Source organism: Arthrobacter sp. 10N418, assembly GCF_056394725.1.
The window spans coordinates 42,404-68,477 of sequence record NZ_JBFTIK010000014.1 but is presented as its reverse complement, the minus strand read 5'-3'; the positions used below and the strand labels follow the sequence as shown (position 1 = coordinate 68,477).

General features: G+C 67.6%; 19 protein-coding genes and 1 pseudogene. 11 read left to right on the top strand and 9 right to left on the bottom strand.

Translation table 11 applies throughout. The annotated features are described in order from the left end of the window. Positions 1–33: 33 nt before the first annotated feature. Complete coding sequence (locus tag AC1DCZ_RS12895) at positions 34–972, bottom strand: proteasome assembly chaperone family protein (RefSeq protein WP_476974935.1); 939 nt, start codon at positions 970–972, stop codon at positions 34–36. 311 nt (positions 973–1,283) lie between these two features. Here AC1DCZ_RS12895 and AC1DCZ_RS12890 point away from each other — a divergent pair, with 311 nt between their 5' ends. From AC1DCZ_RS12890 to AC1DCZ_RS12870, 5 genes are all read left to right on the top strand, one after another. Next, entirely contained in the window at positions 1,284–2,810 is a 1,527-nt protein-coding gene (locus AC1DCZ_RS12890) for a leucyl aminopeptidase (protein WP_476974934.1), read from the top strand. Between the two features lie 254 nt (positions 2,811–3,064). Next, entirely contained in the window at positions 3,065–4,450 is a 1,386-nt protein-coding gene (lpdA, locus tag AC1DCZ_RS12885; protein WP_018772391.1) for a dihydrolipoyl dehydrogenase, read from the top strand. Positions 4,451–4,576: 126 nt separating this feature from the next. Next, positions 4,577–6,325 (top strand): 2-oxoglutarate dehydrogenase, E2 component, dihydrolipoamide succinyltransferase, encoded by a 1,749-nt coding sequence (gene sucB, locus AC1DCZ_RS12880; protein ID WP_476974933.1) that lies wholly within the window; start codon positions 4,577–4,579, stop codon positions 6,323–6,325. Between the two features lie 117 nt (positions 6,326–6,442). After that, positions 6,443–6,811 carry a hypothetical protein gene (locus AC1DCZ_RS12875; RefSeq protein WP_476974932.1) on the top strand — a complete coding sequence of 123 codons (369 nt, stop codon included), beginning with the start codon at positions 6,443–6,445 and terminating at the stop codon, positions 6,809–6,811. A 147-nt stretch (positions 6,812–6,958) separates the two neighbouring features. Next, positions 6,959–7,387, top strand: coding sequence for an OsmC family protein (locus tag AC1DCZ_RS12870; protein ID WP_476896106.1), 429 nt, complete (start codon positions 6,959–6,961; stop codon positions 7,385–7,387). A 99-nt stretch (positions 7,388–7,486) separates the two neighbouring features. On the opposite strand, the gene AC1DCZ_RS12865 is transcribed toward AC1DCZ_RS12870, so the two are convergent. Continuing rightward, entirely contained in the window at positions 7,487–11,002 is a 3,516-nt protein-coding gene (locus AC1DCZ_RS12865; protein ID WP_476974931.1) for a S41 family peptidase, read from the bottom strand. 73 nt (positions 11,003–11,075) lie between these two features. Here AC1DCZ_RS12865 and AC1DCZ_RS12860 point away from each other — a divergent pair, with 73 nt between their 5' ends. After that, the gene (locus tag AC1DCZ_RS12860) at positions 11,076–11,978 is read left to right on the top strand and encodes a TIGR01777 family oxidoreductase (protein ID WP_476974930.1); all 903 of its coding nucleotides are present in this window, start codon (positions 11,076–11,078) and stop codon (positions 11,976–11,978) included. Between the two features lie 86 nt (positions 11,979–12,064). Here the strand turns inward: AC1DCZ_RS12860 and AC1DCZ_RS12855 are convergent, their stop codons facing one another. Next, positions 12,065–13,663 (bottom strand): serine/threonine-protein kinase, encoded by a 1,599-nt coding sequence (locus tag AC1DCZ_RS12855; RefSeq protein ID WP_476974929.1) that lies wholly within the window; start codon positions 13,661–13,663, stop codon positions 12,065–12,067. Between the two features lie 114 nt (positions 13,664–13,777). Between AC1DCZ_RS12855 and lipB the strand changes: the two are divergent. The 3 genes and pseudogenes from lipB to AC1DCZ_RS12840 form a co-directional block, all read left to right on the top strand. Continuing rightward, positions 13,778–14,467: pseudogene (gene lipB, locus AC1DCZ_RS12850) on the top strand (lipoyl(octanoyl) transferase LipB); the annotation flags it as partial. Beyond that, on the top strand, positions 14,464–15,471 hold the full coding sequence (gene lipA, locus AC1DCZ_RS12845; RefSeq protein ID WP_476896102.1) for a lipoyl synthase: 1,008 nt from the start codon (positions 14,464–14,466) through the stop codon (positions 15,469–15,471). The pseudogene lipB and the gene lipA, both read left to right, overlap by 4 nt. Positions 15,472–15,562: 91 nt before the next feature. Next, positions 15,563–16,312: a DUF4191 domain-containing protein gene (locus tag AC1DCZ_RS12840; RefSeq protein ID WP_476974928.1), complete on the top strand. Its 750-nt coding sequence runs from the start codon at positions 15,563–15,565 to the stop codon at positions 16,310–16,312. Positions 16,313–16,493: 181 nt separating this feature from the next. Here the strand turns inward: AC1DCZ_RS12840 and AC1DCZ_RS12835 are convergent, their stop codons facing one another. Then, positions 16,494–16,931 (bottom strand): RDD family protein, encoded by a 438-nt coding sequence (locus tag AC1DCZ_RS12835; RefSeq protein ID WP_476974927.1) that lies wholly within the window; start codon positions 16,929–16,931, stop codon positions 16,494–16,496. Between the two features lie 283 nt (positions 16,932–17,214). On the opposite strand from AC1DCZ_RS12835, the gene glnA (AC1DCZ_RS12830) reads away from it, so the two are divergent. Beyond that, positions 17,215–18,639: a type I glutamate--ammonia ligase gene (gene glnA / locus AC1DCZ_RS12830; RefSeq protein ID WP_476974926.1), complete on the top strand. Its 1,425-nt coding sequence runs from the start codon at positions 17,215–17,217 to the stop codon at positions 18,637–18,639. Between the two features lie 270 nt (positions 18,640–18,909). Next, complete coding sequence (locus AC1DCZ_RS12825) at positions 18,910–19,122, top strand: hypothetical protein (RefSeq protein ID WP_476974925.1); 213 nt, start codon at positions 18,910–18,912, stop codon at positions 19,120–19,122. Between the two features lie 743 nt (positions 19,123–19,865). On the opposite strand, the gene AC1DCZ_RS12820 is transcribed toward AC1DCZ_RS12825, so the two are convergent. The 5 genes from AC1DCZ_RS12820 to glnA (AC1DCZ_RS12800) form a co-directional block, all read right to left on the bottom strand. Further along, positions 19,866–20,030 (bottom strand): DUF4236 domain-containing protein, encoded by a 165-nt coding sequence (locus AC1DCZ_RS12820; RefSeq protein ID WP_476974924.1) that lies wholly within the window; start codon positions 20,028–20,030, stop codon positions 19,866–19,868. A gap of 275 nt (positions 20,031–20,305) precedes the next feature. Beyond that, positions 20,306–20,821 (bottom strand): GNAT family N-acetyltransferase, encoded by a 516-nt coding sequence (locus AC1DCZ_RS12815; protein ID WP_476974923.1) that lies wholly within the window; start codon positions 20,819–20,821, stop codon positions 20,306–20,308. Positions 20,822–20,929: 108 nt separating this feature from the next. Beyond that, a complete protein-coding gene (locus tag AC1DCZ_RS12810; RefSeq protein ID WP_476896095.1) occupies positions 20,930–21,346 on the bottom strand; it encodes a VOC family protein in 417 nt (138 codons plus the stop codon). A gap of 112 nt (positions 21,347–21,458) precedes the next feature. Continuing rightward, positions 21,459–24,470, bottom strand: coding sequence for a bifunctional [glutamine synthetase] adenylyltransferase/[glutamine synthetase]-adenylyl-L-tyrosine phosphorylase (locus AC1DCZ_RS12805; RefSeq protein ID WP_476974922.1), 3,012 nt, complete (start codon positions 24,468–24,470; stop codon positions 21,459–21,461). 9 nt (positions 24,471–24,479) lie between these two features. Continuing rightward, entirely contained in the window at positions 24,480–25,820 is a 1,341-nt protein-coding gene (gene glnA / locus AC1DCZ_RS12800) for a type I glutamate--ammonia ligase (protein WP_476974921.1), read from the bottom strand. Positions 25,821–26,074 lie beyond the last annotated feature (254 nt).

Genomic DNA, 26,074 nt, shown 5'->3' with positions numbered 1-26,074 from the left:
CCCCCATTATGCCCGCCCTCGGATAAATAGTATTTATTCTCCGGGTTCTTTACGAGCCAGATAGGCCTCGACTGCTGCGCCGAGCGCGTCAGCATTGGGAAGCTGGTCGTTCTCGTCGGCGAGCAGGGATCGCCGCACTGTCCCTTCAGCCTTCTCGTCATACCGCGTCTCCAGCCGGGCCACAACCTGCTGGACTTCCTCCGAGGCGTCAATCTGCTCGGCGATCTGGCGGCCCACCTCCCGGCCGGCCTCCCGGAGCCGGTCTGTGGGAAGCATGAGCGAGGTGGCCGCGCCCAGGTACTCCAGTCCGGCCACGGCGGCCGTCGGGTATTCGGCCTCGGCAAGGTAGTGCGGCACGTGGATCACGTAGCCGGCAACGTTGCGGCCCGCTTCCGTCAGCCGAAGTTCCAGAAGGTGCCCGACGGCGGCCGGCACCTCCACAGTCGGCTTCCAGACTGAAATGCCCTCGATCAGGTCCGGCCGGTTTCCGTGGACGGTGACCCCGACCGGCCTGGTGTGCGGCACGGGCATGGGGATGGAATGGATCCAGGTGGCGAGATTGACGTCCAGCTCTTCCACGATCCCGACGACGGCACGCGCGAACCGTTCCCATTGCAGGTCAGGCTCGAACCCGGCAAGGAGAAGGAAGGGGCTTCCCAGCCCGTCCACGAGCCGGTACAGGGCCAGGCTCGGGGCCTGGTAGTCCTGCAGGTGGTCCTCGACAAAGCTGATCTGGGGGCGCCGGGTCCGGTAGTCAATGAGCTGGTCGGCGTCGAACTCGGCAATCATCTCGGAGTCCAGGGTGTCCAGCAATTCGGTGGTGATCTGCCTGACGACATGGCCGGCATCAGCGAACCCGGTGAAACCCATGACCAGGTTCAGTCCGCGCAGCCCGGGGCTGTGGAACAGCGCGGCATCACGCGAATAAAGCGATCGGGGGTCCAGCAAAGAGCCGGAAATCCGTTCAATCACGGCACGTTCCTTTCGCGGTAGCGGCGGTGGGGGCGGGCCCGAAACCCTGGGGCAGACAGTGCACCGCATGGGGCACCGCCGATAACTTCTTCAACGCCCCGAAGTCCGGGCTAATTCCTGCCCCGGGTGTGCTCCAGCTCTCATTAAATTGAATTCCCGCGCGGCGGAGAGGCTACGATCGGAACTGGCCTTATTGACGGCTTTGAAGACACCAGGTTGCGTCTCAATCCGACGCCGGCCCAGGTTCCCATGGCAGGGCGCCGAACATGCAGTTCCTGCCGAAATATCCCAGAGAATAAAGGACTGTCCTCGTGGTCAAGAATACCGAAGTCAAACTTAGTGCAGTCGCAGGGGATCTCAGGAAGTCCCCCAGCGACGCCCTCGTCATCGGCGTGGGACAGGGCCCGGACGGACCCGTCCTGCTGGAGAACCCGCTGACGGCCAAGGCCGCGGAGGCGCTGGCGGAAACACTGAGCGTTCTTGGCATCACCGGAGCCGCTGACCAGGCCCACCGCCTGCCGGGCCTGCCCGAAGCCGGAGCCACCATCCTGATGCTCGCCGGCGTCGGCAAGCTGTCCGCCGGACAGCCGCTCACCGAGGAAGCCCTGCGCCGGGCCGCCGGCTCGGCCGTGCGCCAGCTGGCCGGCGTCGCAACGGTCACCCTGGCCCTGCCGACGGCGTCCCGCGCCGATGTGGCGGCCGTCGCCGAGGGTGCCGCAATGGGCGCCTACTCCTTCACCGAATACCGCTCCTCCCGGGACGGACTGAAGGACCCGGTCAAGAACGTCATCATTTATACCGACCTCGCCACGGACAAGGCCCTGGCCCCGGTCCTGGACCGCGCCGCCCTGATCGGCAAGGCCGTCAACGCCACCCGCACGCTCGTCAACCAGCCGCCCAGCCACCTCTACCCCGAGACGTTCGCCGAGGCCGCCAAGGAACTGGCCAAGGGCCTGCCGGTCAAGGTGACCGTCTGGGACGAGAAGCGCCTGGAAAAGGAAGGCTTCGGCGGCATCCTCGGCGTCGGCAAGGGCTCCACCCGGCAGCCGCGCCTGGTCAAAGTTGAATACACGCCCGCCAAGGCCACCGCCAAGATCGCCCTCGTGGGCAAGGGCATCACCTTCGACACCGGCGGCATCTCGCTCAAGCCGCACCTCGGCATGGGCGAGATGAAGTCCGACATGGCCGGCGCCGCCGTCGTACTTAACACCGTGCTGGCCCTCGCCGGCCTCGGCCTGCCCGTCAAGGCGACCGCCTGGCTATGCATCGCCGAAAACATGCCCTCCGGTGCTGCCCAGCGGCCCGCCGACGTCATGACCATCTTCGGCGGCAAGACCGTCGAGGTCCTGAACACCGACGCCGAAGGCCGCCTGGTCATGGCCGACGGCATCGTCGCCGCGAGCCAGGAGTACCCCGACGCCATCATCGACGTCGCCACTCTCACCGGCGCGCAGCTGATCGCCCTGGGCGACCGCACGGCCGGGGTCATGGGCTCGGACTCGGTCACGGGCCCGATCAAGGCCGCGGCGGACCGCGCGGGCGAGCTGGTCTGGCCGATGCCGCTGCCGGAGGAGCTGCGGGCCAGCCTCGACTCCCAGGTCGCCGACATCGCCAACATCGGCGAACGCCATGGCGGCATGATGACCGCGGCTGTCTTCCTGCGCGAATTCGTGGGCAAGGGCAAGGACGGCGAGCAGATCCCCTGGGCCCACATCGACATCGCCGGCCCGTCCTTCAACAACGGCAGCCCGTACGGCTACAACCACAAGCAGGGAACGGGCTGCACTGTCCGCACCCTGGTCGCCTACGTCGAGGATGTCCTGGCCACGGCCGTCTAGCTGATCCGCGGACTTTGTGGCCAGGGCACCGGTGCCTTGGCCACAAAGCCGCGTGACACTGGACACAAGCGCTCCACAAACACGACGACAAGGTGGAGCATGTATTAGTGGTTCGCTAAGGTGAACTCCGGTAGTCCCAAATCAAGTAGTTCCAAACGAAAGGGAACCGGCCGGCCGGAACAATCACGGCAGGCAGGGTCCACGACCAGATGATGCGTACTCTCGTGTCATCGTTCACGCGAGGGAGCGTTTTAGTGGCCGATCAGGCAACTGCGCAAGAATTCGACATCCTGGTACTCGGCGGCGGCAGCGGCGGCTACGCCACCGCGCTGCGTGCCGTCCAGCTGGGCCTCACCGTCGGCCTCATCGAAAAGGGCAAGCTCGGCGGCACGTGCCTGCACAACGGCTGTATCCCCACCAAGGCCCTGCTGCACTCGGCAGAGCTGGCCGACCACGCCCGCGACTCGGCCAAGTACGGCGTCAACGTGACCCTTGACAGCATCGACATCACCGCTGTCAATGCGTACAAGGACGGCATCATTGCCGGCAAGTTCAAGGGCCTGCAGGGTCTGATCAAGGGCAAGAAGGGCATCACCGTCATTGAGGGTGAAGGCAAGCTCCAGGGCACCGACACCGTTGTCGTGAACGGCACCGCGTACAAGGGCAAGAACATTGTCCTCGCGACCGGCTCCTACTCCCGAACGCTGCCGGGCCTGGAAATCGGCGGCAAGGTCATTACCTCCGACGAAGCCCTCACCATGGATTACATCCCCAAGAGCGCGATTATCCTGGGCGGCGGCGTGATCGGCGTTGAGTTCGCTTCGGTCTGGAAGTCCTTCGGCGTCGACGTCACCATCGTCGAAGGCCTCCCGTCGCTGGTTCCGAATGAGGACGCCACGATCGTCAAGGCTTTTGAGCGCGCCTTCAAGAAGCGCGGCATCAAGTTCTCCACCGGTGTCTTCTTCCAGGGCGTCGAGCAGAACGACGACGGCGTCAAGGTCACCCTTGTAGACGGCAAAACCTTCGAAGCCGACCTCTTGCTCGTCGCTGTCGGCCGCGGCCCCGTCACGGCGAACCTCGGCTACGAAGAGGCCGGAATCACCATCGACCGCGGCTTCGTCATCACCAACGAGCGCCTCCACACCGGCGTCGGCAACATCTTCGCCGTCGGCGACATCGTCCCCGGCGTGCAGCTGGCGCACCGCGGCTACCAGCAGGGCATCTTCGTCGCCGAAGAGATCGCCGGCCTGAAGCCGGTCATCGTCGAAGACGTCAACATCCCCAAGGTCACCTACTCCGAACCCGAAATCGCCACTGTCGGCTACAGCGAGAAGGCCGCCAAGGAAAAGTTCGGCGAAGACCAGATCCAGACCCAGGAATACAACCTGGCCGGCAACGGCAAGAGCTCCATCCTGGGCACGTCCGGCCTGGTCAAGCTGGTCCGCCAGAAGGACGGCCCCGTGGTGGGCGTCCACATGATCGGCGCCCGCATGGGTGAGCAGATCGGTGAAGCCCAGCTGATCGTGAACTGGGAAGCCTACCCGGAGGACGTGGCCCAGCTGGTCCACGCCCACCCCACCCAGAACGAATCCCTGGGCGAGGCGCACCTGGCGCTGGCGGGCAAGCCCCTCCACGGCTAGCAGCTCCGCCCGCACCACCGCAGGAACTCAGAGCCTGGTGCACCCGGCCGGAAATGCCGGGTGCACTAAGCTCGACCAAGGCAGCAATCATCCGCACTAAAGATCAATAAGGAGAACGGGGACGACATGTCTGAATCCGTTAACTTGCCCGCCCTCGGTGAGAGCGTCACCGAAGGAACCGTCACCCGCTGGCTCAAGCAGGTCGGTGACCGGGTAGAGGTGGACGAGCCGCTGCTCGAAGTCTCCACCGACAAAGTAGACACCGAGATCCCCTCTCCGATCGCCGGCGTGATCGAGGAAATCCTCGTCGCCGAAGACGAGACCGCTGAAGTAGGCGCTCCGCTGGTCCGCATCGGCTCCGGCTCCGCCGGGGCAGCCGCACCGGCAGGGCAGGCACCTGCCGCCGAGGCACCCGCCGAATCGCCGTCTGCTGCCGAAGCCCCGGCCCCCGAAGCGGAGGCACCCGCAGCCGCCGCCCCCGAGGCTCCTGCCGCTGCGCCCGCCGGCGAAGGCCACGAGGTCACGCTCCCCGCCCTGGGCGAGAGCGTCACCGAAGGCACCGTCACCCGCTGGCTGAAGAGCATCGGCGACACCGTGGAGGTGGACGAGCCCCTGCTCGAGGTTTCCACCGACAAGGTCGACACCGAGATCCCGTCCCCGTTCGCCGGCACCCTCCAGGAAATCCGCGTCAACGAAGACGAAACAGCCGAGGTGGGCTCCGTCCTGGCCGTCATCGGCTCCGGCGCCTCCCCAGCCGCCGCACCGGCTGCCCCGGAAGCCCCGGAGCAGGAAGCTCCGGCTGCACCCGCACCGGCAGCAGCACCGGCACCCGCCGAGGCGCCCAAGCAGGAAGCTCCCGCCGCCCCGGCGGCAACCCCCGCCGCTGCGCAGGCTGCTCCGGCACCCGCCCCCGCAGCCCCGCAGGCTGCTGCCGCACCGGCAGAGTCCGGCTACGTCACTCCCCTGGTCCGCAAGCTGGCCAACCAGCAGGGCGTGGACATCGCTTCCCTGACAGGCACCGGCGTCGGCGGCCGCATCCGCAAGCAGGACGTGCTGGCAGCAGCAGAAGCCAAGGCCGCCCCTGCCCCGGCTGCAGCCGCGCCGGCAGCATCCGCCGCACCCGCAGCACGACCGTCCGCTGAGCTCTCCTCGCTCCGCGGCACCGTGCAGAAGGCCCCGCGCATCCGCCAGGTCATTGCCCGCCGCATGCGCGAGTCCCTGGACATCTCCACCCAACTGACCCAGGTACACGAAGTGGACATGACCAAGGTCGCCAAACTGCGCGCCCGGGCCAAGAACTCCTTCCAGGCGCAGAACGGCTCCAAGCTGACCTTCCTGCCCTTCATCGCCAAGGCAGTTGCCGAGGCCCTGAAGCAGCACCCGAAGGTCAACGCCTCCTACGACGAGGACAAGCAGGAGATCACCTACCACAACGCCGAGCACCTGGCGATCGCGGTGGACACCGACAAGGGCCTCCTGGTTCCCGTCATCGCTGACGCCGGCAACCTGAACCTCGCCGGACTGGCCGGCAAGATCGCCGACGTCGCGGACCGCACCCGCAACGGCAAGATCGGCCCGGACGAGCTGTCCGGCGGAACCTTCAGCATCACCAACATCGGTTCCGTGGGCGCCCTGTTCGACACCCCGATCATCAACCAGCCGCAGGTCGCAATCCTGGGCACCGGCGCCATCGTCAAGCGCGCCGTCGTGGTCGCGGACGAGAACGGCGATGACTCCCTGGCGATCCGCTCGATGATGTACCTCTCCCTGACGTACGACCACCGCCTGGTGGACGGCGCCGACGCTGGACGCTTCCTGCAGACGCTGAAGGCACGCCTCGAAGAGGGCGCGTTCGAGGCAGACCTGGGGCTCTAACCGCCAGGACCGCAGTTCCCGCAGTGACTGGCCGCGCAGCCGGCCAGTGGAGGGCACCTTCCCGCCAGGGAGGGTGCCCTCCCTCTTTATGGACACTTTGTCGCTAAGCTAGGGCCCATGACCATTCTTTTCTACATCCTGCTCTTCCTGCACATCGTCGGCGCCTCCATGGTGGTCGGTATCTGGATCGCCAACATGAAGACCCCCACGGTGCATCCCCGCCAGCGGGACGGTGCCTTCGTGCAGCTGATCACCGGCATCGCCATGATGGGAATCCTGCCGATTCTGCACAACCAGAACCCGGCCGATTTTGACCCCAACTACTTCAAGCTCGGCATCAAGTTCGCCATCGGCCTGGCCGTGGCCGTGCTGGCCTTCATTGGTGCCCGGAAGGTCAAGAAGGGCGAAGCCGTTTCCACGGGTCTCGCCCACGGTGTCGGCGGCCTGGGGCTGCTCAACGTGGCCATCGCTACCCTCTGGCAGTAGTCCTCCCCCGCCGCTGACGGCGGCGGATCCGATAATCCACTGACAGCGGACACCCGTGCGGCCCCGGTGCTGATTCCCTAGGATAGGAACGGCATGATCCGGCGGATCGCCGGGTCTGCGGGATTTCAACGATCTTGAGGAGTGGACATGGCAGCAACACGCACCGCACACACTGTTTGGAATGGCGACCTGATGACGGGCGCAGGCAACACGACCCTGGACAGCTCGGGGCTGGGTAACTTCGATGTGACCTGGAAGGCGCGCGCCGAGGCTTCCGAGGGCAAGACCAGCCCCGAGGAGCTCATCGCCGCCGCGCATTCGGCCTGCTACTCCATGGCCTTCAGCCTCGCCGTTGCCCAAGCCGGCCACACGCCCGAGGAGGTCAACACCAAGGCCGATGTCACCTTCGTGCCCGGCACCGGTATCACGGACAGCCACCTGACCGTCAGCGCGCGGATTCCGGGGATCACGGAAGACGAATTCCAGCGCATCGCTGAGGAAGCCAAGACCGGCTGCCCCGTCTCGGCTGCCCTCACCGGCATCAAGATCACCCTGGACGCCACCCTGGCCTCCTAGGACCAGGGCATCCGGGCCTGACTCATGCGGGCCCGGCCGTCTACGTCGAAGGCCCCCGTTCCCCCTCCTGGAGGGAACGGGGGCCTTCGACGTGGTGTCTTAGGCCAGGCTGCCGTTCTTCCGTGCGGGCAGCGGGGCGGGACGCACGCGGCGGTAGCCCTCGCGCAGCGGCGGGCGGTCGGTGGGCAGCTCCTGGATCATTTCTTTGAGCGCGCCGATCCCGTATTCGAGCTGCGGGTCCGTGCCGGCAGCGTAGGCGTGCGGCGGGAACGTGACCTCGATGTCGGGGGTGACGCCGAAGTTCTCGACTCCCCAGCCGACGCCGCCGGCGAACCAGGTGGCATACCGGGGCTGGGTGACGCCGGTGCCGTCGGCAAGGGCGAAGCGGTTGTCGATCCCCACGACACCGCCCCACGTCCGCGTGCCGATGACCGGGCCGATCCCCCGCAGCTTGGACACCTGCGTGATGATGTCGCCGTCGGAGCCCGCGAATTCATCGGTGAGGATTATGACGGGCCCGCGCGGCGCGTGGTGCGGGTAGGTCCGGGGTTTTTCGCCGCGCGGCATGCTCCAGCCGGTCACCTTGCGGCCGATGAGCTCCGCGACCAGCTGGGAGGTGTGGCCTCCGCGGTTGCGGCGGACATCGACGATCAGCCCGTCCAGGGCCGTCTCGGTGTCGAGGTCACGGTGTAGCTGTGCCCAGCCGTTGGCCATCATGTCCGGGATGTGGAGGTAGCCGAAGGTGCCCTGCGAGGCTTCCCGGACGGTCCGGCGGTTTGCGGCAACCCATTCCTGGTAGCGCAGGCGTTCCTCGTCCCTGACGGGGATAACTGCCACGCGCCGCTGCTGTCCGGCCAGTTCGCCGTGTCCGGGACCGTTCCTCAGCGTGAGTTCGATGGCCCGGCCTGCGGCGCCAAAGAGCTGCATGGCGGGAGTCCGGGATTCGCTGAGTTCCACGCCGTCGATCGCCAGGAGCACGTCGCCGGTTTTGGCGTCGGCGCCGGGCCTGGTCAACGGGGAAGTGGCCAGCGGGTCGGAGGACTCCCCCGCCAGGATCCGGGTGATTTCCCAGCCGCCGCCGGTGAAGGCAAGGTCCGCGCCGAGGCGGCCCTGTCCGTTGCTGCCGTTCTCCGAGACCGCTGCCGGCCGGACGTAGGCGTGGGAGGTGCCCAGCTCGCCGTGGAGCTCCCAGAGCAGGTCCACCAGGTCGTCGTGCGAGCCGAGCCGCTCCACGATCGGCCGGTAGCGCGCGTGGATGGAGTCCCAGTCCTGGCCGGCCATGTCCTCGGTCCAGAAGAAATCGCGCTGGAGGCGCCAGGCCTCGTCGAAGGCCTGGCCCCAGACGCTGAGGGGGTCGAGTTGAACGCGGATGCGGCTCAGATCCACCTTGACCAGGTCGCCGGACTCTTCGTCTGCCTTGGACGCGGCCGGGGCGACGCGGACCTGCTTGTCCTGGATGAAGATGGTCTTTTCGCCGTCGCCGGAGAGCCGGTAGCTGTCCAGGGCGTCCACGATGGTGGCGGCCTTGCGCCGGGCCAGGTCGAAGCGGACGAGGCTGGGCGCTGCGTTCTTGTCCTCGAGGCTGGCGCGGCCTTCGCCGGTGACTCCGGAGAGTTCGCTGTCGAGCCAAAGGAGTGCCCCCTTTGCCGCTGTGAGGGCGGAGTAGTTCCCCTGGGGAACGGGAACGCTGATGACGCGGTGGGCGAGCCCTTCGGCGTCGACCCGCACAGCGGGCACGTCGTCCTTGCCGGTCTCAGCCGCGGCGGGCCCGGCGTCTACGGCCAGATCGACGGTCGGGCCGAACGGCGACGGCGTGTCGGCAGCGAGGGCCACGAGGTAAGGCTTGATCGGGCTCGGGAAAGACAGGTCGAACGAGTGCCCGTCATAGACCGGGTCGAAGCTGCGGTTGGAGAGGAAGGCCAGGTACTTGCCATCCGGGGTGAAGGCCGGCGACTCGTCCCGGAACCGGCCGTCGGTGACGTCGATGATCGTGCGCTTCTCCCCCGCGGCCATCTGTGCGTCGTCGACCGTCGTGATGCGCAGCCGGCTCCTGGACCCGAAGGACGTGACGGGCTCGGACCAGCCCAGCCAGGCCGAATCCCGGGACCAGGTGAAGCCCTCAATGCTGCCTTCGCCGATGCTGCTCAGAATCGACATCGTGCCCGTCCGGGTGTCGGCGAGGTAGATGTCCCCGAAAGCGGTGCCGACGGCAAGCCAGTTGCCGTCCGGGCTTGCCTCGATGGCGCTGGTACGGGTGGACTTGGGGAAGTCGATCCTGGTCAACTGTCCTGAGGCCTGGCCGTCCTGCGCCGGGGCGTCGTTGGCGTCCGCGGGGCCAACGGTGTCGGCAGCGTCATCCCCGGTGCCGGCGGCGGGGCCGGCAACAGGCGCAACAACGGGGGCGGGGGTACCGGAACCGGTCAGGGCTGCGGCGGACACCGGCTTCGGCAGGGGCGTTCCGCCGTCGGCGGCCTCGGACTTCGGGGCCGGGCGCGACGGCGCGGCGGACCCGTGACCGCCAGGCAGCGGGGTCGTGATGGCTTTCAGGTACAGGGCTTCGACGCCGTCGTGGTCGGCGACGTAGGCGATCCGGCCCTCGCCAAAGGGCCGCGGCAGGCGTGCCCGGACTCCTGGTGTGGCCTCGAGAACGCGGGACGGGCCGTCCTTGTGCCGAAGCCAGTGCAGCGTGCCGTGGGCTTCCACCACGCTGGATGCGCCGGTACGGTCCGGAATGACCTCGCCCAGGTGCCGCGACGGCTTCAGCGGGGCAGCGCGGCGCGCCTGCGAGGCGGAGCCCAGCGAAATCCGGAGCTTGACGGCGTCGGAGCCGAGGTCCGGCAGGAGCCAAAGCTCGCCGGCCGACTCAAAGACCACGCGATCGCCGTCGGTGGCGGCATGCCGGACATAGAAGTCCTCGTGGTCTGTGTGGCGACGGAGATCGGAGCCGTTCGGGAGGACGGAGTAGAGGTTCCCGTAGCCCTCGTGGTCGGAGAGGAACGCGATCCGGCCGTTCACCCACATGGGGTCGGTGAGGTTGCCGTCGAGCCCGGCGGCGAGACGCTCGAACTCGCCGTTGCCGTCGCCGTCGATCCACAACTTGCCGGCGGCGCCGCCGCGGTAGCGCTTCCACCAGGCCGGCTCGCGCGAGAGCACGCTGGCCAGGACGACGGGGCGTTCATCGCCGACGACGGGACCGAACGCCACGGACTCGACGGGGCCGAACGGAAGTTCCTGCGCCCAGCCTCCGGTGACGGGCAGGCTGTAGGCGTGGGTGTGGCGGCTGTCGGCCTGCCGGAACGCGCTGGTGACCACGACGTCGCCGTCGGGGGTGAAGCCCTTGACCCGGGTGGAGCTGTGCCCGAAGTAGCTCAGCTGGCGGTACCCGCCGCCGTCGACGTCCGCCGTGACGACTTCCGGCGCGGTCCCCTGCACCACGGTCCACACGAGGCGCTTCCCGTCCGGGGTGAAGCGGGGGTTGCGGGCAGGCAGCTGCAGCGAGGAGACGCGCCAGGCACGTCCTCCGTCGAGAGGCGCGATCCAGACGTCGTCCTCGGCCACGAAGGTGACCAGATCGCCGTGCACATGCGGGAAACGGAAGTAGCTCGAAGAGGTCATCGTTCGATCATAGTCAAGACGGCACCTCCCCCCGGGAGGTTTCCCCGCCGTGCCGGGCATGGTGAGATGGATCATGCGAATCCTTGTTGCCGGCGCCTCCGGGCTGATCGGAACCGCCGTTTCCCGCACCCTGCGCAGTGGAGGCCACGACGTCGCCACGCTGGTCAGGCGGGCCCCTGCCTCCCCTGCCGAGTTCCGGTGGGACCCTGCCGAGGGCCGTATCGATGACTCCGCCCTCCAGGGAGCGGACGCCGTCATCAATCTCTCCGGCGCCGGGATCGGCGACCGGCCCTGGACACGTGGGCGGATTGCTGAACTGCGTGCCTCGCGGCTGGGGCCCACGCGGACCCTGGCGGCCGCCATGGGCCGCATGGACACCCCGCCGGCCGTGTTCCTCAGCCAGTCCGCCTCCGGCTACTACGGGAATGCCGGCCCGGTGGTCCTTCGCGAAAATGCGCCTGCCGGTGCCGGCACCCTGGCCCGGATCTGCGTCGACTGGGAAGCCGCGGCACATGAGGCGCCGGCCGGAGTCCGCGTTGTGACACCCCGCACGGGCGTCGTCCTGAGCCGTTCCGGCGGAGCCCTCGGCCGGCTGATGCCGCTGTTGCGCCTCGGGGTGGGCGGCCCGCTCGGCAACGGGCGGCAGTACTGGCCGTGGATCACGCTCCCGGACGTCGCCGGCGCCTTCTCGTTCCTGCTTACGGCCCCCGTCTCCGGACCGGTGAACGTCTGTGCCCCCGAAAGCGCCGATGTGAACTCGCTTATCGCCCAGCTGGCCGGGGCCTTGCACAGGCCCGCGCTGCTGCGCGTCCCGGCACCTGTGCTCCGCCTCGTGATGGGACAGCTCGCCGAGGAACTGCTGCTTGCGAGCCAGCGCCTGGAGCCGGCAGCCCTTAGCGACGCCGGCTTTCAGTGGCTGCACCCGTCCCTTGCGCAGGCCGCCGTGTGGGTGGCCCAGCGGGACGCGGACTCCTGACCGCGGATTCCTGACCGCCGGCCCGGGGAGGCCGCCCGAGGGCTGACTTTCCCGGGGCTGACGTTCCCGGAGCGGGCCTTCCCGCGCTAACCCGCAGCGGGATCCCAGGGGAGGATGTCCTGGATCCGCCACCGCCCGTCAACGGGGACCAGCACCAGCTGCAGCCGGACTTCGCTTCCGGCTGCGGCTTCGGCGACGACCGTCCCGGCCGCGTCCCGCTCCTGGTACGCGGAGGGCACGGCAGTGATCGCCACGACGGCCCGCGTCGGGCTGCCCTCCGGGGAGGCCTTCACCTGCGTCAGCGCCGTCGTGAAGTCTGCCAGGACGTGCCCGGACTCCGACAGCCGGGAGCTGATCGCGCCGTCGGCCTGGGCGGCGGGCGAGGACGGGACGTTGACCTCCTGGAGCAGCCCGAAATCCCCTGAGCTGAGCGCCAGCGCCCGGAGCCGCGCCAGGCCGCGGACGGCGTCCTCGGGGTCCTTTGAATCCAACAGGGCACGGAGGTCGGGATGGACGGCCGCCGCTTCCCGTTCCGGAGCCTCGCCCGACGGCGGAGCCGCCGGCACGGCCCCGGCGCCGTCCGCCACGGAGGTCTGGCCGAAGGCAGGAAAGGACACCGGGGCGCGCACGCCGCCAAGCAGCCATGCCGCGGCGAGCACGCCACCGGCCGCCAGGACAAGCGCCAGCCCGGCGGGCATCCCCATGGGCCGGCGGCGGCGTCCTGCGCGGCGGCGTCGCCTGATCCCGCTCAGCCCGCTCCGGAGCCGGCCGGCCCTGCGTTCCTTGGCGTTCCGGGGCAACGAGCGTCGGGTCAGCAGTTGCGGAATGACCGTGGGGTGGACGGAAACGGAGAGGTCCACCGGAACCGGCTCGGCGCTGCGGTAGACCGCGGCCGCCAGCTCGGCCGCCGGGGGCCGCAGCCGGCGGTCCTCGTTGAGTCCTGCCTCCAGCGCTGCCGCCAGCGCCGCCGGAACGCCGGGCACCAGCAGGGGCAGCGGCGGGCGCTCGGCGCTGGGGCCGGGGACGCGGCCGGTGAGGCAGTACCAGCCGACCGCCGCCAGGGAGTAGACATCGCTCTCCGGCTGCATTCCCGCCCGGACGGCGTCCACGGGAGCAGGATCGCGGAAGCCGTCCGTCCCGGCAGCCGATGCCTCCGCGGGGTCGGCCACCATCCGCGCGACTCCCAGATCCGACAGGAGCGGCTTGCCCTGGGCCGTCAACAGCACATTTCCGGGCGAGACATCGCCGTGGGTGAACCCGTGCGCGTGCAGGTACGCCAGGGCCCGGGCGATGGGGGTCAGGACTGTCACCGTCTCCCCCGGACCCAGCCTGCCGTGGCCGGCCACGAGGTCCGTGACGGATCCCCCGGCAGCGTAGTCGAGCAGGAGCCCGGGCCCGGCACCTACACCCTGCACGCGCACCACTCTGTGGACCCTCACGAGGTGGTCGTGGTCCAGGGCGGACAGGACCTGGACTTCACGCCGCAGTCCCGCTTCCGGAGGCCCTGCGGCTCCGCCGTCCCCGGACTGGAAGCACTTCAGGGCGAATTCGCGGCCCGTCGACTGCTCGGTGACGAGCCACACCACTGCGGTGCCCCCGCGGCCCAGCAAGCGGCCGACGTCGTAGCCCGGAACGACGGGGGCGGGGTGGCCTGCCCGACCGGAATCTTCCCTACCTACTTCCATACCCTAAGGAATAGCCGATCCCGCCGGATCCTGCAGAAGTTATCCACAGATCTCCCACGCAGGCGGGGACCGGGCATCCTGAGAGCTTAAGCACACAATCGGTTACGGCCCACGGCGGGGACTAAGCTTGATGCCATGACTCTTGAGTTCTCCCAGCTGGGTCTCGCCCCGGACTTCATCGATTACACGCACGGCTGGGATATCCAGCGCGAACTCCACGGAAAAGTCGTTGCCGGCGCGGCGCCCAGCAGCGTGCTGCTGCTCGAACATTCCGCCGTCTATACCGCCGGCAAACGTACCGAAGACCACGAACGTCCCTTCGACGGAACTCCCGTGGTCGCGGTGGACCGCGGCGGCAAGCTCACATGGCACGGTCCCGGGCAGCTGGTGGGCTACCCCATCATCAAACTGAAGAACCCGGCCGGCATCCGCGACTACGTGGAACGCCTCGAAGCGGTCATCATCGCCGTCCTGGCCGACTACGGCATCGACGCCGTGCGCATCAAGGGCCGGGCCGGGGTGTGGATCGACGAGGACAGCAGGGGCCCCGCCCGGAAGATTGCCGCCATCGGCATTCGCGTCCATGAGGGCGTCACCATGCACGGCTTCGCAATCAACTGCAACAACGACCTCGCCCCGTACGGCCAGATCATCGCCTGCGGCATCACCGACGCCGGCGTCACCACCATCGCCCAGGAGACCGGCCGGGACGTCACCCCGGCCGACCTCGTGTCGCGGATCACCGAAGAACTGCGCAACAATGAAGAAGCCCTAGTTGCGACCCACGAAGGAGCTCTACTGTGACACTGGCACCAGAAGGCCGGAAAATGCTGCGCATTGAACAGCGCAATGCGGCCACCCCGGTGGAACGTAAGCCGGAATGGATCAAAGCCAAGGTCCAGATGGGCCCCGAGTTCGTCCAGCTCAAGAACCTCGTGAAGAAGGAAGGCCTCCACACCGTGTGTGAGGAGGCCGGCTGCCCCAACATTTTCGAATGCTGGGAAGACAAGGAAGCGACCTTCCTGATCGGCGGCTCCGAATGCACCCGGCGCTGCGACTTCTGCCAGATCGACACCGGCAAGCCCTCCCCGGTGGACATGTTCGAGCCCACCAAGGTGGCCCGCTCCGTCCAGGCCATGCAGCTGCGCTACGCGACCGTCACGGGCGTGGCCCGCGACGACCTCGCCGACGAGGGTGTGTGGCTCTACGCCGAGACGGTCCGCAAGATCCACGAGCTGAACCCGGGCACCGGCGTCGAGCTCCTGATCCCCGACTTCTCCGGCAAGCCCGAGCACATCGAGGCCATCTGCGACTCCAAGCCCGAGGTGTTCGCCCACAACGTGGAGACCGTCCCGCGGATCTTCAAGCGCATCCGCCCCGCGTTCCGCTACGACCGTTCGCTGGATGTCATTACGCAGGGACGCAAGCTGGGCATGGTGACTAAGTCCAACCTGATCCTGGGCATGGGCGAGACCCGCGAGGAGATCTCCGAGGCGCTGCGCGACCTGCACGACGCCGGCTGCGACCTGATCACCATCACCCAGTACCTGCGCCCGTCCGAACGGCACCTGCCGGTGGACCGCTGGGTCAAGCCGCAGGAGTTCGTGGACCTGCAGCAGGAGGCCGACGAGATCGGTTTCCTCGGCGTGATGAGCGGTCCGCTGGTGCGTTCCTCCTACCGCGCCGGCCGGCTCTGGGCCACGGCAATGCGCAAGAAGGGCTGGGAAATCCCGGCCGAGCTCGCGCACATCGAATCCTCGGGCAGCACCCGGCAGGAAGCCAGTTCGCTGCTCGCCGCACACTCCTGAATCATTTTGTAAAAATCTGTGGCCAAGGGCCGGACTGCGGACATTTCCGCCGTCCGGCCCTTGGCCGTGAATCACGTAGAATTAAGGCACTATGGCGAATTCCTCTGATTCCAGCACGTCCGGCCCGGCTTCTGATGCTTCGAAGCGTGGCCTTTTTTCCCGCAAGCCCAAGGAAGCAAAGGCCAAGAAGCCGAGCCGGCTGAAGCAGATCGGCGAGGTCTTCCAGATGACCCGCCGCCACGATCCCATGGTCCAGTGGCTCATGCTGCTGGCATTCCTGGGCGTCGTGGCCGTCAGCCTCCTGGTTGGCTTCCTGCTGGACAACTGGATCACCGGACTGATCATCGGCATTGCACTGGGCACTCTCGCCGCAACCCTGATCCTGTCACGCCGGGCAGAGCGCGCCGCCTTCGCACAGATCGAAAACCAGCCCGGCGCATCCGGAGCTGCGCTCGGCACGCTCAAGCGCGGCTGGATCACCGAGGACCTGCCCGTCGCCGTGAATCCCCGGACTCAGGACGCCGTCTTCCGCGCTGTTGGCCGTCCCGGCGTCGTGCTCGTCAGCGAAGGTCCCAGCCACCGGGTCAAGCCGCTCGTCGACGCCGAGCGCAAGCGCCTGGCCCGCATCCTGCCCAACGTCACCATCCATGTGATTGAGAGCGGCCGCGGCGAGGGCCAGGTGCCCATTAGCCAGATCGCCAGGAAGATGAACAAGCTGAACAACGAACTGACCAAGATCGAGGTCAGCGCCGTGTCCAAGCGCATTTCATCGCTCGGCGGCCGCCTGCCCATCCCCAAGGGCATCGATCCCTACAAGGCGCGTCCGAGCCGCGGACGCTAGGCCCACAACGCTTGAGAGGAACGCCCCGGTTCACGGCCATATCAGGCCAGGAACCGGGGCGTTTTCGTATGACGTGCCCGGCTGTTCCGGACGAACGGCCGGTCCGGACGAACGGCGGGGCGTCCGCGGGCGTCACTCACGTTTGCCGCGTCCGGCGTGGCCTCTGACGTTACATTCGCCGCTACAGGCGGACGAGGAGCGTATTGACTGCCTTGTCGTGGAGGCCGCGGTGGTCCGGGTCGAAGACGACGGCGGGGATCACAAGGCACAGCAGCAGGCTGCGGACCAGGGCCGCCAGCGGCCCGGCGGGTCCGCCGCCCAGCCGCACCACATGGATGCCCACGACCCGGTGCCCGATGCTGTACCCGAGCGTGCCGATCAGCAGCGCCTGTTCGATCGCGAACACGGCCAGGGTGGCCCAGGGGTTACCGGCGAACGCGAAGTTGCTGATCAGCAGCGCAATGCCCCAGTCGATGCAGATCGCGATGATCCGGCGTCCTGCGCGGGCGATAGAGCCGGGCCCCGATTCGGGAAGTCCCAGCCGCTCCCCCGGGTACTTGGAGATGCCGGACGTGTCCGGTCCGCTGAGCCACGAGCCTATGTCTTTACGATCAACCACCCACCAAGACTAGCGGTTCAGGAGTGGTCACACTGTGGACTTTCCGGGCTCACACTGTGGAACCGAATAGGTCACGCCATGGACACGGACTACGGTTTACCTCCTAGGGCATTCTGTAACGTGCCCGAAACAATGCGGACACTACGGGGAAATCCCGTGTCCCTAGGGTGGTAACAGTTGCTAGCGACTGCGAAGCGGGGATGCTTTTTGCTTTCCCGCTGTCGGACGGCGCTGGACCATAGTGCCTGACGGCCAGTTATTCTCATATGCGTAAGGAGCATAGATGTTCAAGACTGCGGACGAAGTCCTCAAGTTCATCAAAGACGAAGACATCAAATTCGTCGATATCCGCTTCACCGACCTCCCTGGCGTTCAGCAGCACTTCAACGTGCCCGCCAAAAGCGTCGACGCGGACTTCTTCGTCAACGGCCAACTGTTCGACGGATCTTCGATCCGTGGCTTCCAGGGCATCGCCGAGTCTGACATGCAGCTCATCCCGGACGTCACGACGGCGTTCCTCGACACGTTCCGCATGGAGAAGACCCTCGCGCTGAACTTCTCCATCGTGAACCCCCGCACCGGTGACCCGTACCACCGCGACCCCCGCGGCGTGGCCGAGAAGGCAGAGGCCTACCTCGCATCCACCGGCATTGCCGACACCGCATTCTTCGCACCCGAGGCCGAGTTCTTCGTCTTCGACAACGTCCAGTACCAGTCCTCCCCGCAGGGCAGCTTCTACAAGATCGACTCCGAAGAAGCCCACTGGAACACCGGCCGTGAAGAAGAAGGCGGAAACCTCGGTTACAAGACCCCCGTCAAGGGCGGCTACTTCCCTGTTTCCCCGACCGACAAGCAGGCCGACCTGCGCGACGCCATGTGTGTCGCCTTGGACGAAGCCGGCCTTGAAGTCGAGCGCAGCCACCACGAAGTCGGCTCCGCCGGCCAGGCCGAGATCAACTACAAGTTCACCACCCTGACCCACGCGGCTGATGACCTGCAGAAATTCAAGTACGTCATCAAGAACACCGCCGACGCCTGGGGCAAGTCGGTCACCTTCATGCCGAAGCCGGTCTTCGGCGACAACGGCTCGGGCATGCACTGCCACCAGTCGCTGTGGACCGGCGGCCAGCCGCTGTTCTACGACGAGAAGGGCTACGCCGGCCTGTCCGACACCGCACGCTGGTACATCGGCGGCCTGCTGAAGCACTCCTCCGCCGTCCTGGCCTTCACCAACCCGACGGTCAACTCCTACCGCCGCCTGGTCAAGGGCTTCGAAGCCCCGGTCAACATGGTCTACTCGCAGGGCAACCGCTCCGCCGGTATCCGTATCCCGATCACGGGTTCCAACCCGAAGGCCAAGCGCATCGAGTTCCGCGCACCGGACCCCTCCTCCAACCCGTACCTGGCGTTCGCCGCCCAGCTGATGGCCGGCATCGACGGCATCCGCAACCGCATCGAACCGCCGGCTCCCATCGACAAGGACCTCTACGAGCTCCCCGCCGAGGAAGCCAAGGACATCCCCAAGGCTCCGGGCACCCTCGAAGAGGCCCTGGACGCCCTGGCTGAGGACAACGAGTTCCTGCAGGCCGGCGGCGTCTTCACCCAGGACCTGATCGACACCTGGATCGAATACAAGTACGAGAACGAGATCCGTCCGCTCTCACTGCGCCCGAACCCGTACGAGTTCGAGCTCTACTACGGGGTCTAGCCAGATCATAGGGCTAAACAGGGTTTAGTCCACGGGGAGTCCGCAGAACGTGGATTCCGAGGATCAACAAAGGGAGGTTGCCGCCGGCGTCGTGCCGGTGGCCGCCTCCCTTTTCTTCTGCCCGCACACGGCGCGTGGGCCGGCGGCAATCGTCCGTGATCCACGACGCGCATACCGGCCCGGAAACAACCCGCGGACGGTTTCCCGGCCTCCCCGATCGCGTCGGACACTACTATAATTTTGTTCACACCCCGCGGCGGGAGATGAGCGATGATACGCGGATTTGGCAGACGTCAAACGGGCAGACAGGGAATTGGCCTGATCGGGTTCGTGTACCTGGCCATCGGCCTGATCGTGGCCGCCACCCACGGCTACCTCGTGGCATGGAATATTCCCGGTAACATCCTCGAAGGCCTGGTCGCGATCGTGCTCTGGCCGCTCGTGGCCATCTTCGGAGTTGATCTGCACACACTGATCGCCTAGAGCCGGCAGACCCCCGCTGCAGCCGCGGCATCGCGTGCGGCACGCCGCGCGGTGCCGGAATGCTCGAGCCCTCGGGGCGTTTACCGGGCGGGGCGCTCCCCCTCCGGTGAGTCGCGGCGATACCATTCGCGGGCGCGCATCGCGAGCTTGGCGCTGTTACGGCAATTGAGATTGCTGCAGTGCGAGGGGGTTTCGGACTGCGGCCCATTGGTGTTTGGCCCGCCATAATTCAGCCGGGCAAAAGCAACGGCTGATCCGCACGCAGAACAAACGAGGACTGGCCGCATCGTCAGTCGCCCGCCCCGGGACGTGTCCGCGCCAGGGCGCCGGCCGGCTCGATGATGCCCCTGCTGCCGCCGGGTTCGCGAGTGCGACTATGACGTCCGGCTTCCATACATCCCCCTGTTTCGGCGTGCGATCAGCCTACAGCGCCAGGGCGAATCGCAGAAGGGGGCAGGGAGGCAAAATCCCACTTCAACCCCGATCCGGAAAACCGGTCTAGTCCAGGTTTGAATCGGCCGGCCCCGGAGTGCAGCGACACGGGGCGCGAGGCGAAAGGTGCCGCCCCTGCATCATTGGGGGACTTTGCAGGGACGACACACTACAAAGCTACCCCCGGCAAGGGCCCGCACCCGGTGTCCCTGGGAAAGTCTTAACGGGTTCATAACGCCGGCACCGCGAAAGGAACCCGCCAGCCGCGACGGCTGGCGGGTTCGTGGTTGCAGCGGCGGCCGCGAACGTGGCTAACGCCGCTTGCCGAACCTGAACGACAGGCCCGGAAAGATCCGGATGCTTCCACGGCCCCGGCTGTTCAGCGTGACCGGCCCCAACCGCCCGGAAAGGCTCGCCCCGGACCTGGAAAAATTGAGCGCGGATCCCTTGCCGAGCCTGATCCGTTTCCTGAACACAAAACCCACGAATATACCCCCATCATTTGTCGTACCCCGAGAGTACTGTCATCCGCGTGGTGAAGATAGATGTGGATGCGGTCGGCGCGATGCTGGATCAGCTGCTGGCGGACCCTGGCCGTTCCCTGTTCCAGGATCTGGAGCCTGACTACGAGTTTCTGGAACCTTTGGCCTGCTGCACCTGCCGGTGTCACCGTTGAGCACTGCCGCCCGAGCCGCCCTCCCCGGCAGCCGGGGCCTCGCCTGTCAGCCGGCAGGTGTCCCGTACGCCCGGCTCAGAACGCCGAAAACATGGTCCGCTGCGGCCCGGCGTCACCGGCCAGGTATTGGCCGCGGTCCTCGAATCCCGCCTTGCGGTAAGCGGCCAGCCCGGCCGGATTAAGTTCGTTGACGGAGAGCACGACGCCGGCCTGTCCCGAGCCCAGTCCCGCCGTCAGTTTCGCTGCCTCCCGCACGGCGGCCGCGACGGCGAGGGTGCCCAGCCCTTTCCCCTGTTGGCGTTTGTCGATCAGGAAGCCGCGGAGCAACCACACGGAGTCGTCGTCCGGCCAGCCCGCCAGGGTGGCAGCACCCCTCTGCAGGGTCAGCACACCGACGGCGGCCCCGTTGGAGTCGACCACGAACGGATACCGGGACTTCTCTTCCAGTGCCACGAGGACCATGCGCAGCGGATCCCCGACGAATGTCCGCTGTTCCTCCCCCACGTCGAGCTCGGCGATCTCGCCCAGTTTGATGGCCCGGGCGTCGGCGCCGAGATTCTTCAGGGCCAGAAGCCACACGTTGTCAGGCATGCAACGAGCCTACCCAAGGTCACCAGCCCCGGTGCTCCGCGCAGGCCGGCACTCCGGAGCGTCGGAAAGCCCGGGTGGGCTCCGCCGTCGTCGTGGTCAGGCCGGCTCCTACAGCGCGGCGTCTTTCGGGGGCCCTGCGGGATCCATCCACATGACCTCCCAGAGGTGCCCGTCGGGATCCTGGAAGCTGTGGGTGTACATGAAACCGTAGTCCTGGGCCTCCTGGGAGGGCGCACCCCCGGCGGTCAGGGCCTGGCGGACCATCTCGTCGACCGCCTCGCGGCTGTCCACCGAGCAGGTCATGATGGCCTCCGTGGCGCCGGTGGCGTCCGCGAGGTCTTTGGAGGTAAATGTCTTGAAATACGCTTCCACGAGCAGCATCACGCAGGCGCCATCGTTGACGATCAGGCACGTGGCATTCTCATCGGTGTAGTCCGGGTTGAACGTGAAGCCGAGAGCTGCAAAGAATTCAACGGATTTGTCGAGGTTCCTGACGGGGAGGTTCACAAACAGTTGCCTGGCCATGCGCCCAAGGTAGCACCGGGCGCGTGGCGTGTCAGCAGGTGCGCCCGCCTTGTGCCCTCCCCGCCGGCGTCCCCTCCGGAGTCCCGGCCGGAGGAAAATGCCCGTACCGACGCTACTGGCCGTAGAAGACCCGCTCGAACACCGCGCGGGCCCGCCGGCTGAGCCGCAGGTAATCCTCCTCCAGCGCCGTGGCATTGCCGTGCCCGTAGCCGCACCAGCGCGCCACGGCCTCAAGGTCCCGTCGGGAGGACGGCAACAGGTCCGAGGCCCGGCCCGTCCAGATCACGTTGGCGGAGCGGATCCGGCTGGCCAGCCGCCAGGCCCGCAGCAGGATGACGGCGTCCCCGGCTTCGATCAAGTCCAGCGCCGCAGCGGCCTCCAGCGCCTCCACAGTGGAGGTGCTGCGCAGCTCCGGGTGCTTGCCGGCATGCTCGAGCTGGAGCAGCTGCGCGAGCCATTCGACGTCGCTGAGTCCTCCCCGGCCAAGCTTCAGGTGACGGGCCGGATCAGCGCCTCGCGGTAGCCGCTCCGCCTCGACCCGTGCCTTCACCCGCCGGACTTCCCGCACGTCCTGGTCCGGGAGCGAGTCCGGATAACGGATCGGATCGATCAGTGCGACGAAATCGGCGGCCAGATCGTCATCGCCTGCCATGGGACGGGCCCGCAGCAGGGCCTGCGCCTCCCACACCAGGGACCAGCGGCGGTAGTACTCGGCGTACGAGTCCAGGGACCGGACCATTGGCCCGCTCTTGCCCTCGGGACGCAGGTCGGCGTCCACCACCAGTACGCGCTCGGCCAGGATGGCCGGCTTGAGCGGCTGGGTCAGCAGGCTCGAGACCCGGCCGACGATTTGTGCGGCCTGGTTCCGGGCTTCCTCCTCGGGCACCCCGGGCAGACCGCGATGGACGTACATGACGTCGGCATCCGAACCGTAACCGATCTCGCGCCCGCCCTGGCGGCCCATGGCCACGACCAGCACGCGTGTCTTGAGGGGTCCCTCGGCAGCAACCATGGTCTCGGCAACCCGGAGCGCCCCCAGGACGGCAGCGCGGTCCGCGTCGGCCAGCGCGGCGCTCACCTGGTCCTGGTCGATCAGTCCGGCACTGTCCGCGATCGCTATCCGGAGGATCTCCCGACGCCGGATCAGGCGGATGAGGCGCATCGCGCTCTCCGGATCCGGGTGCCGGGACATCTTCGAGGTGATCTCCAGCCATTGCGCCTCGTAGCTCAGCGGCGCCAGGTCCTTGTCAGAGCCCAGCCACGCCACGGACTCGGGTGAGACCTCCAGGAGGTCAGAGATCAGCCGGGAGTTGGCCAGCACGTGGCACAGGCGCTCCGCGGCCGCCGTCGAGTCCCGCAGCATCCCCAGGTACCAGTGCGTGGTGCCGAGGCCCTCGCTGACCCGGCGGAAGGCCAGCAGCCCGGCGTCGGGGTCCACGCCTTCCGCAAGCCAGCCCAGCAGAATCGGCAGGAGTTGCCGCTGAAGAGCGGCGCGCCGGCTGACGCCTGCGGTGAGCGCCTCGATGTGCCGCATGGCACCTTGCGGATCGAGGTAGCCCAGCGCCGCGAGGCGCCCCTGGGCGGCCTCGGGGGTCAGCCGGGCTTCCTCGCTGCTCAGGGTCGCGACCGTGTTGAGCAGGGGACGGTAGAAAATGCGTTCGTGCAGCTCGCGGACCGAGCGCTTGGTCGTTCGCCAGGCGGCGACCAGGGCGTCGGGCTTGGGCCGCTCGCTCGAGAAAGGACCCAGCACGGCCTTCGCGAGGGCGCGGAGCGAGGCTTCGTTCACCGGCATGAGGTGCGTGCGGCGCAGCTGGAAGAGCTGGATCCGGTGTTCGAGCAGCCGCAGATAGCGGTAGTTGCGGTCGAATTGCGCCGCGTCGGAGCGGCTGATGTAGCCGCCGGCGGAGAGCGCCGCGATGGCCGAGGTGGTGTCCCGGCAGCGCAGCGATTCATCGGCCTTGCCGTGGACGAGCTGCAGCAGCTGGACGGTGAATTCGACGTCGCGCAGCCCTCCCCGCCCCAGCTTGATCTGGCGCTGCTCTTCCTCGGCGGGGATGTGCTCGGTCACCCGGCGGCGCATGGCGCGGACGGATTCGACGAACCCCTCGCGGCCTGCCGAAGACCAGATCAGGGGCGCGACGGCGGCCTCGTAGCGGGCGCCCAGCCCGGAATCACCGGCTATGGTCCGGGCCTTGAGCAGGGCCTGGAACTCCCAGCTCTCGGCCCAGCGGGCGTAGTAGCTTTCATGCGAGGCCAGGGTCCGGACCAGCGGTCCGGATTTGCCCTCGGGGCGCAGGTTGGCGTCCACTTCCCACAGGCCGGGTTCGCGGCTCGTGGACATGATTGCCCGGGAGATGCCGGAGGCGAGGGCCGTGCCGATCGTGTTCGCATGGGAATCTTCCAGCGCCCCGGACTCGATCACGTAGATGACGTCGACGTCGGAAATGTAGTTCAGTTCCCGGGCACCGCACTTGCCCATCCCGATCACCGCCAGCCCGACGTCGGCCACCTCCGCGGCGTCGAACTTTTCCGCCGCCTCGGCCCGGGACACGGACAGCGCCGCCTCGACCGCAGCCCCTGCCAGGTCGGCCAGTTCCGCTCCGGCGGCAGGCATGAAATCCAGCGGATCGGCGGCGCAGAGGTCTTTAATGGCGAGCTCCACGAGTCCGCGCCGGTAGGCGGTCCGGAGCGCCGCGTAGGCTTCCTGGCCGGTCAGCGCCGCGACGGGCCGGGCGGACTTCGGATCGGCGCGCACGGACTGCAGCAGTCGGGCCCGCAGCGCCACGGGATCGGCGGCCCCGGGCTCCGGGCTGGCGGTGACCTCGAAGGCGTCCAGATGTTCGGGATGCCGGATGAGGAATTCGCCCAGCGCCTCGGAGGCACCGAGCACCCGGTACAGCGGCTCGCTTGTCTCCAGCTCCGCCACCGCCAGCTTCCGGAGGTCCGGATGTTTTTCGATCAGCCGGACCAGGGACTGCAGGGCCGTGTCCGGGTTCGCCGCCAGCTGGAGCCCGGCGAACAGCGCGTCCCGGTCGAGGCCCTCAAGCTCCGGCGCCGCGAGGAACCGCTCCCCCTTGTCCAGGTCGCTGAAACCGGCGGCAATGAGGCGTCGTGCCAGGCTCACCGGGGCCGCCTAAAGGATGCCGAGGTTGCGCTGCAGCTCGTAGGGCGTGACCTGGAGGCGGTAGTCCTGCCATTCGGCACGCTTGTTGCGCAGGAAGTGCTCGAACACCTGCTCGCCGAGGATCTGCGGCATGAGCTCGGAGTCTTCCATGGTCCGGATGGCGTCGTGGAGGCTGGCGGGGAGGGGATCGTGGCCCATGGCGCGGCGCTCGGCCGAGCTCAGCGACCAGATGTCGTCCTCCGCCGCGGCCGGAAGCTGGTAACCCTCCTCGATCCCCTTGAGGCCGGCGCCCAGCAGCACGGCGTAGGCGAGGTAGGGGTTGGCCGCGGAGTCGATGCCACGGTATTCGATCCGGGCGGACTGGCCCTTGCCGGGCTTGTACAGCGGAACGCGGACGAGGGCGGAGCGGTTGTTGTGGCCCCAGCTAAGGTAGCTCGGCGCCTCGCCCCCGCCCCAGAGCCGCTTGTACGAGTTCACGAACTGGTTGGTGACCGCCGTGAATTCGGGGGCGTGCTTGAGGATGCCGGCAATGAACTGGCGGGCCGTCTGGGAGAGCTGGAACTCGGCGCCGGCTTCGAAGAACGCGTTGGTGTCGCCTTCAAACAAGGAAAAGTGTGTGTGCATGCCGGATCCCGGGTGCGCCGTGAACGGCTTCGGCATGAACGTCGCGTACGTGCCCTGCTGCAGCGCGACTTCCTTGATGACCGTGCGGAAGGTCATGATGTTGTCCGCGGTCTGCAGGGCGTCCGCGTACCGCAGGTCGATCTCGTTCTGGCCCGGACCGGCCTCGTGGTGGCTGAACTCCACCGAGATGCCCACCGATTCGAGCATGGTCACCGCGGTACGGCGGAAGTCCTGCGCGACGCCGCCCGGCACGTGGTCGAAGTAGCCGCCCTCGTCCACCGGCACGGGCGAACCGTCCGGACCGGGTTCCTGGGACTTGAGCAAGTAGAACTCGATCTCCGGGTGGGTGTAGCAGGTGAAGCCCATGTCCGCGGCCTTGGCCAGGTTGCGCTTGAGCACGTTGCGGGGGTCCGCGGCGGAGGGTTCGCCGTCGGGGGTCAGGATGTCGCAGAACATCCGTGAGGTCGCCTCCGTCTCGCCGCGCCACGGCAGGATCTGGAAGGTGGCGGGGTCCGGCTGGGCCAGCATGTCGGATTCGAAGACGCGGGCGAGCCCCTCAATGGACGAGCCGTCAAAGCCCAGGCCTTCTTCAAAAGCGCCTTCAACCTCGGCCGGGGCAAGCGCCACGGACTTGAGCGATCCCACGACGTCGGTGAACCACAGGCGCACGAACCGCACGTCTCGCTCTTCGATCGTCCGCAGGACAAACTCTTGCTGGCGGTCCATAGTGGCCTCTTTCTGGTTCTTTCGTCCGTGCCCCAGGCCCTACATGCATGGATCCCGCAGCTGCTCAGGTTTCACTTTACTAAGCATTGCCACCGATTGCTGGAGCAGCCGTCGCGCGTAACACAGCGTTAACACAAGGGCCCGGAAATCGCGTGCCGCTGCCCACCCGGAGCCCCCATGACCGCCCGTGTGACATGATTCACCGGTTACGGCGCGGAACCCCGGTAGCTAGTACGCGCGGTATCGCACTACGG

Coding starts and splice junctions, on each gene's coding strand:
- sucB (WP_476974933.1), top strand. CDS start 4,577: ATGTCTGAATCCGTTAACTTGCCCGCCCTCGGTGAGAGCGTCACCGAA.
- AC1DCZ_RS12875 (WP_476974932.1), top strand. CDS start 6,443: ATGACCATTCTTTTCTACATCCTGCTCTTCCTGCACATCGTCGGCGCC.
- AC1DCZ_RS12870 (WP_476896106.1), top strand. CDS start 6,959: ATGGCAGCAACACGCACCGCACACACTGTTTGGAATGGCGACCTGATG.
- AC1DCZ_RS12865 (WP_476974931.1), bottom strand. CDS start 11,002: ATGACCTCTTCGAGCTACTTCCGTTTCCCGCATGTGCACGGCGATCTG.
- AC1DCZ_RS12860 (WP_476974930.1), top strand. CDS start 11,076: ATGCGAATCCTTGTTGCCGGCGCCTCCGGGCTGATCGGAACCGCCGTT.
- AC1DCZ_RS12855 (WP_476974929.1), bottom strand. CDS start 13,663: ATGGAAGTAGGTAGGGAAGATTCCGGTCGGGCAGGCCACCCCGCCCCC.
- AC1DCZ_RS12840 (WP_476974928.1), top strand. CDS start 15,563: ATGGCGAATTCCTCTGATTCCAGCACGTCCGGCCCGGCTTCTGATGCT.
- glnA (WP_476974926.1), top strand. CDS start 17,215: ATGTTCAAGACTGCGGACGAAGTCCTCAAGTTCATCAAAGACGAAGAC.
- AC1DCZ_RS12825 (WP_476974925.1), top strand. CDS start 18,910: ATGATACGCGGATTTGGCAGACGTCAAACGGGCAGACAGGGAATTGGC.
- AC1DCZ_RS12815 (WP_476974923.1), bottom strand. CDS start 20,821: ATGCCTGACAACGTGTGGCTTCTGGCCCTGAAGAATCTCGGCGCCGAC.
- AC1DCZ_RS12810 (WP_476896095.1), bottom strand. CDS start 21,346: ATGGCCAGGCAACTGTTTGTGAACCTCCCCGTCAGGAACCTCGACAAA.
- glnA (WP_476974921.1), bottom strand. CDS start 25,820: ATGGACCGCCAGCAAGAGTTTGTCCTGCGGACGATCGAAGAGCGAGAC.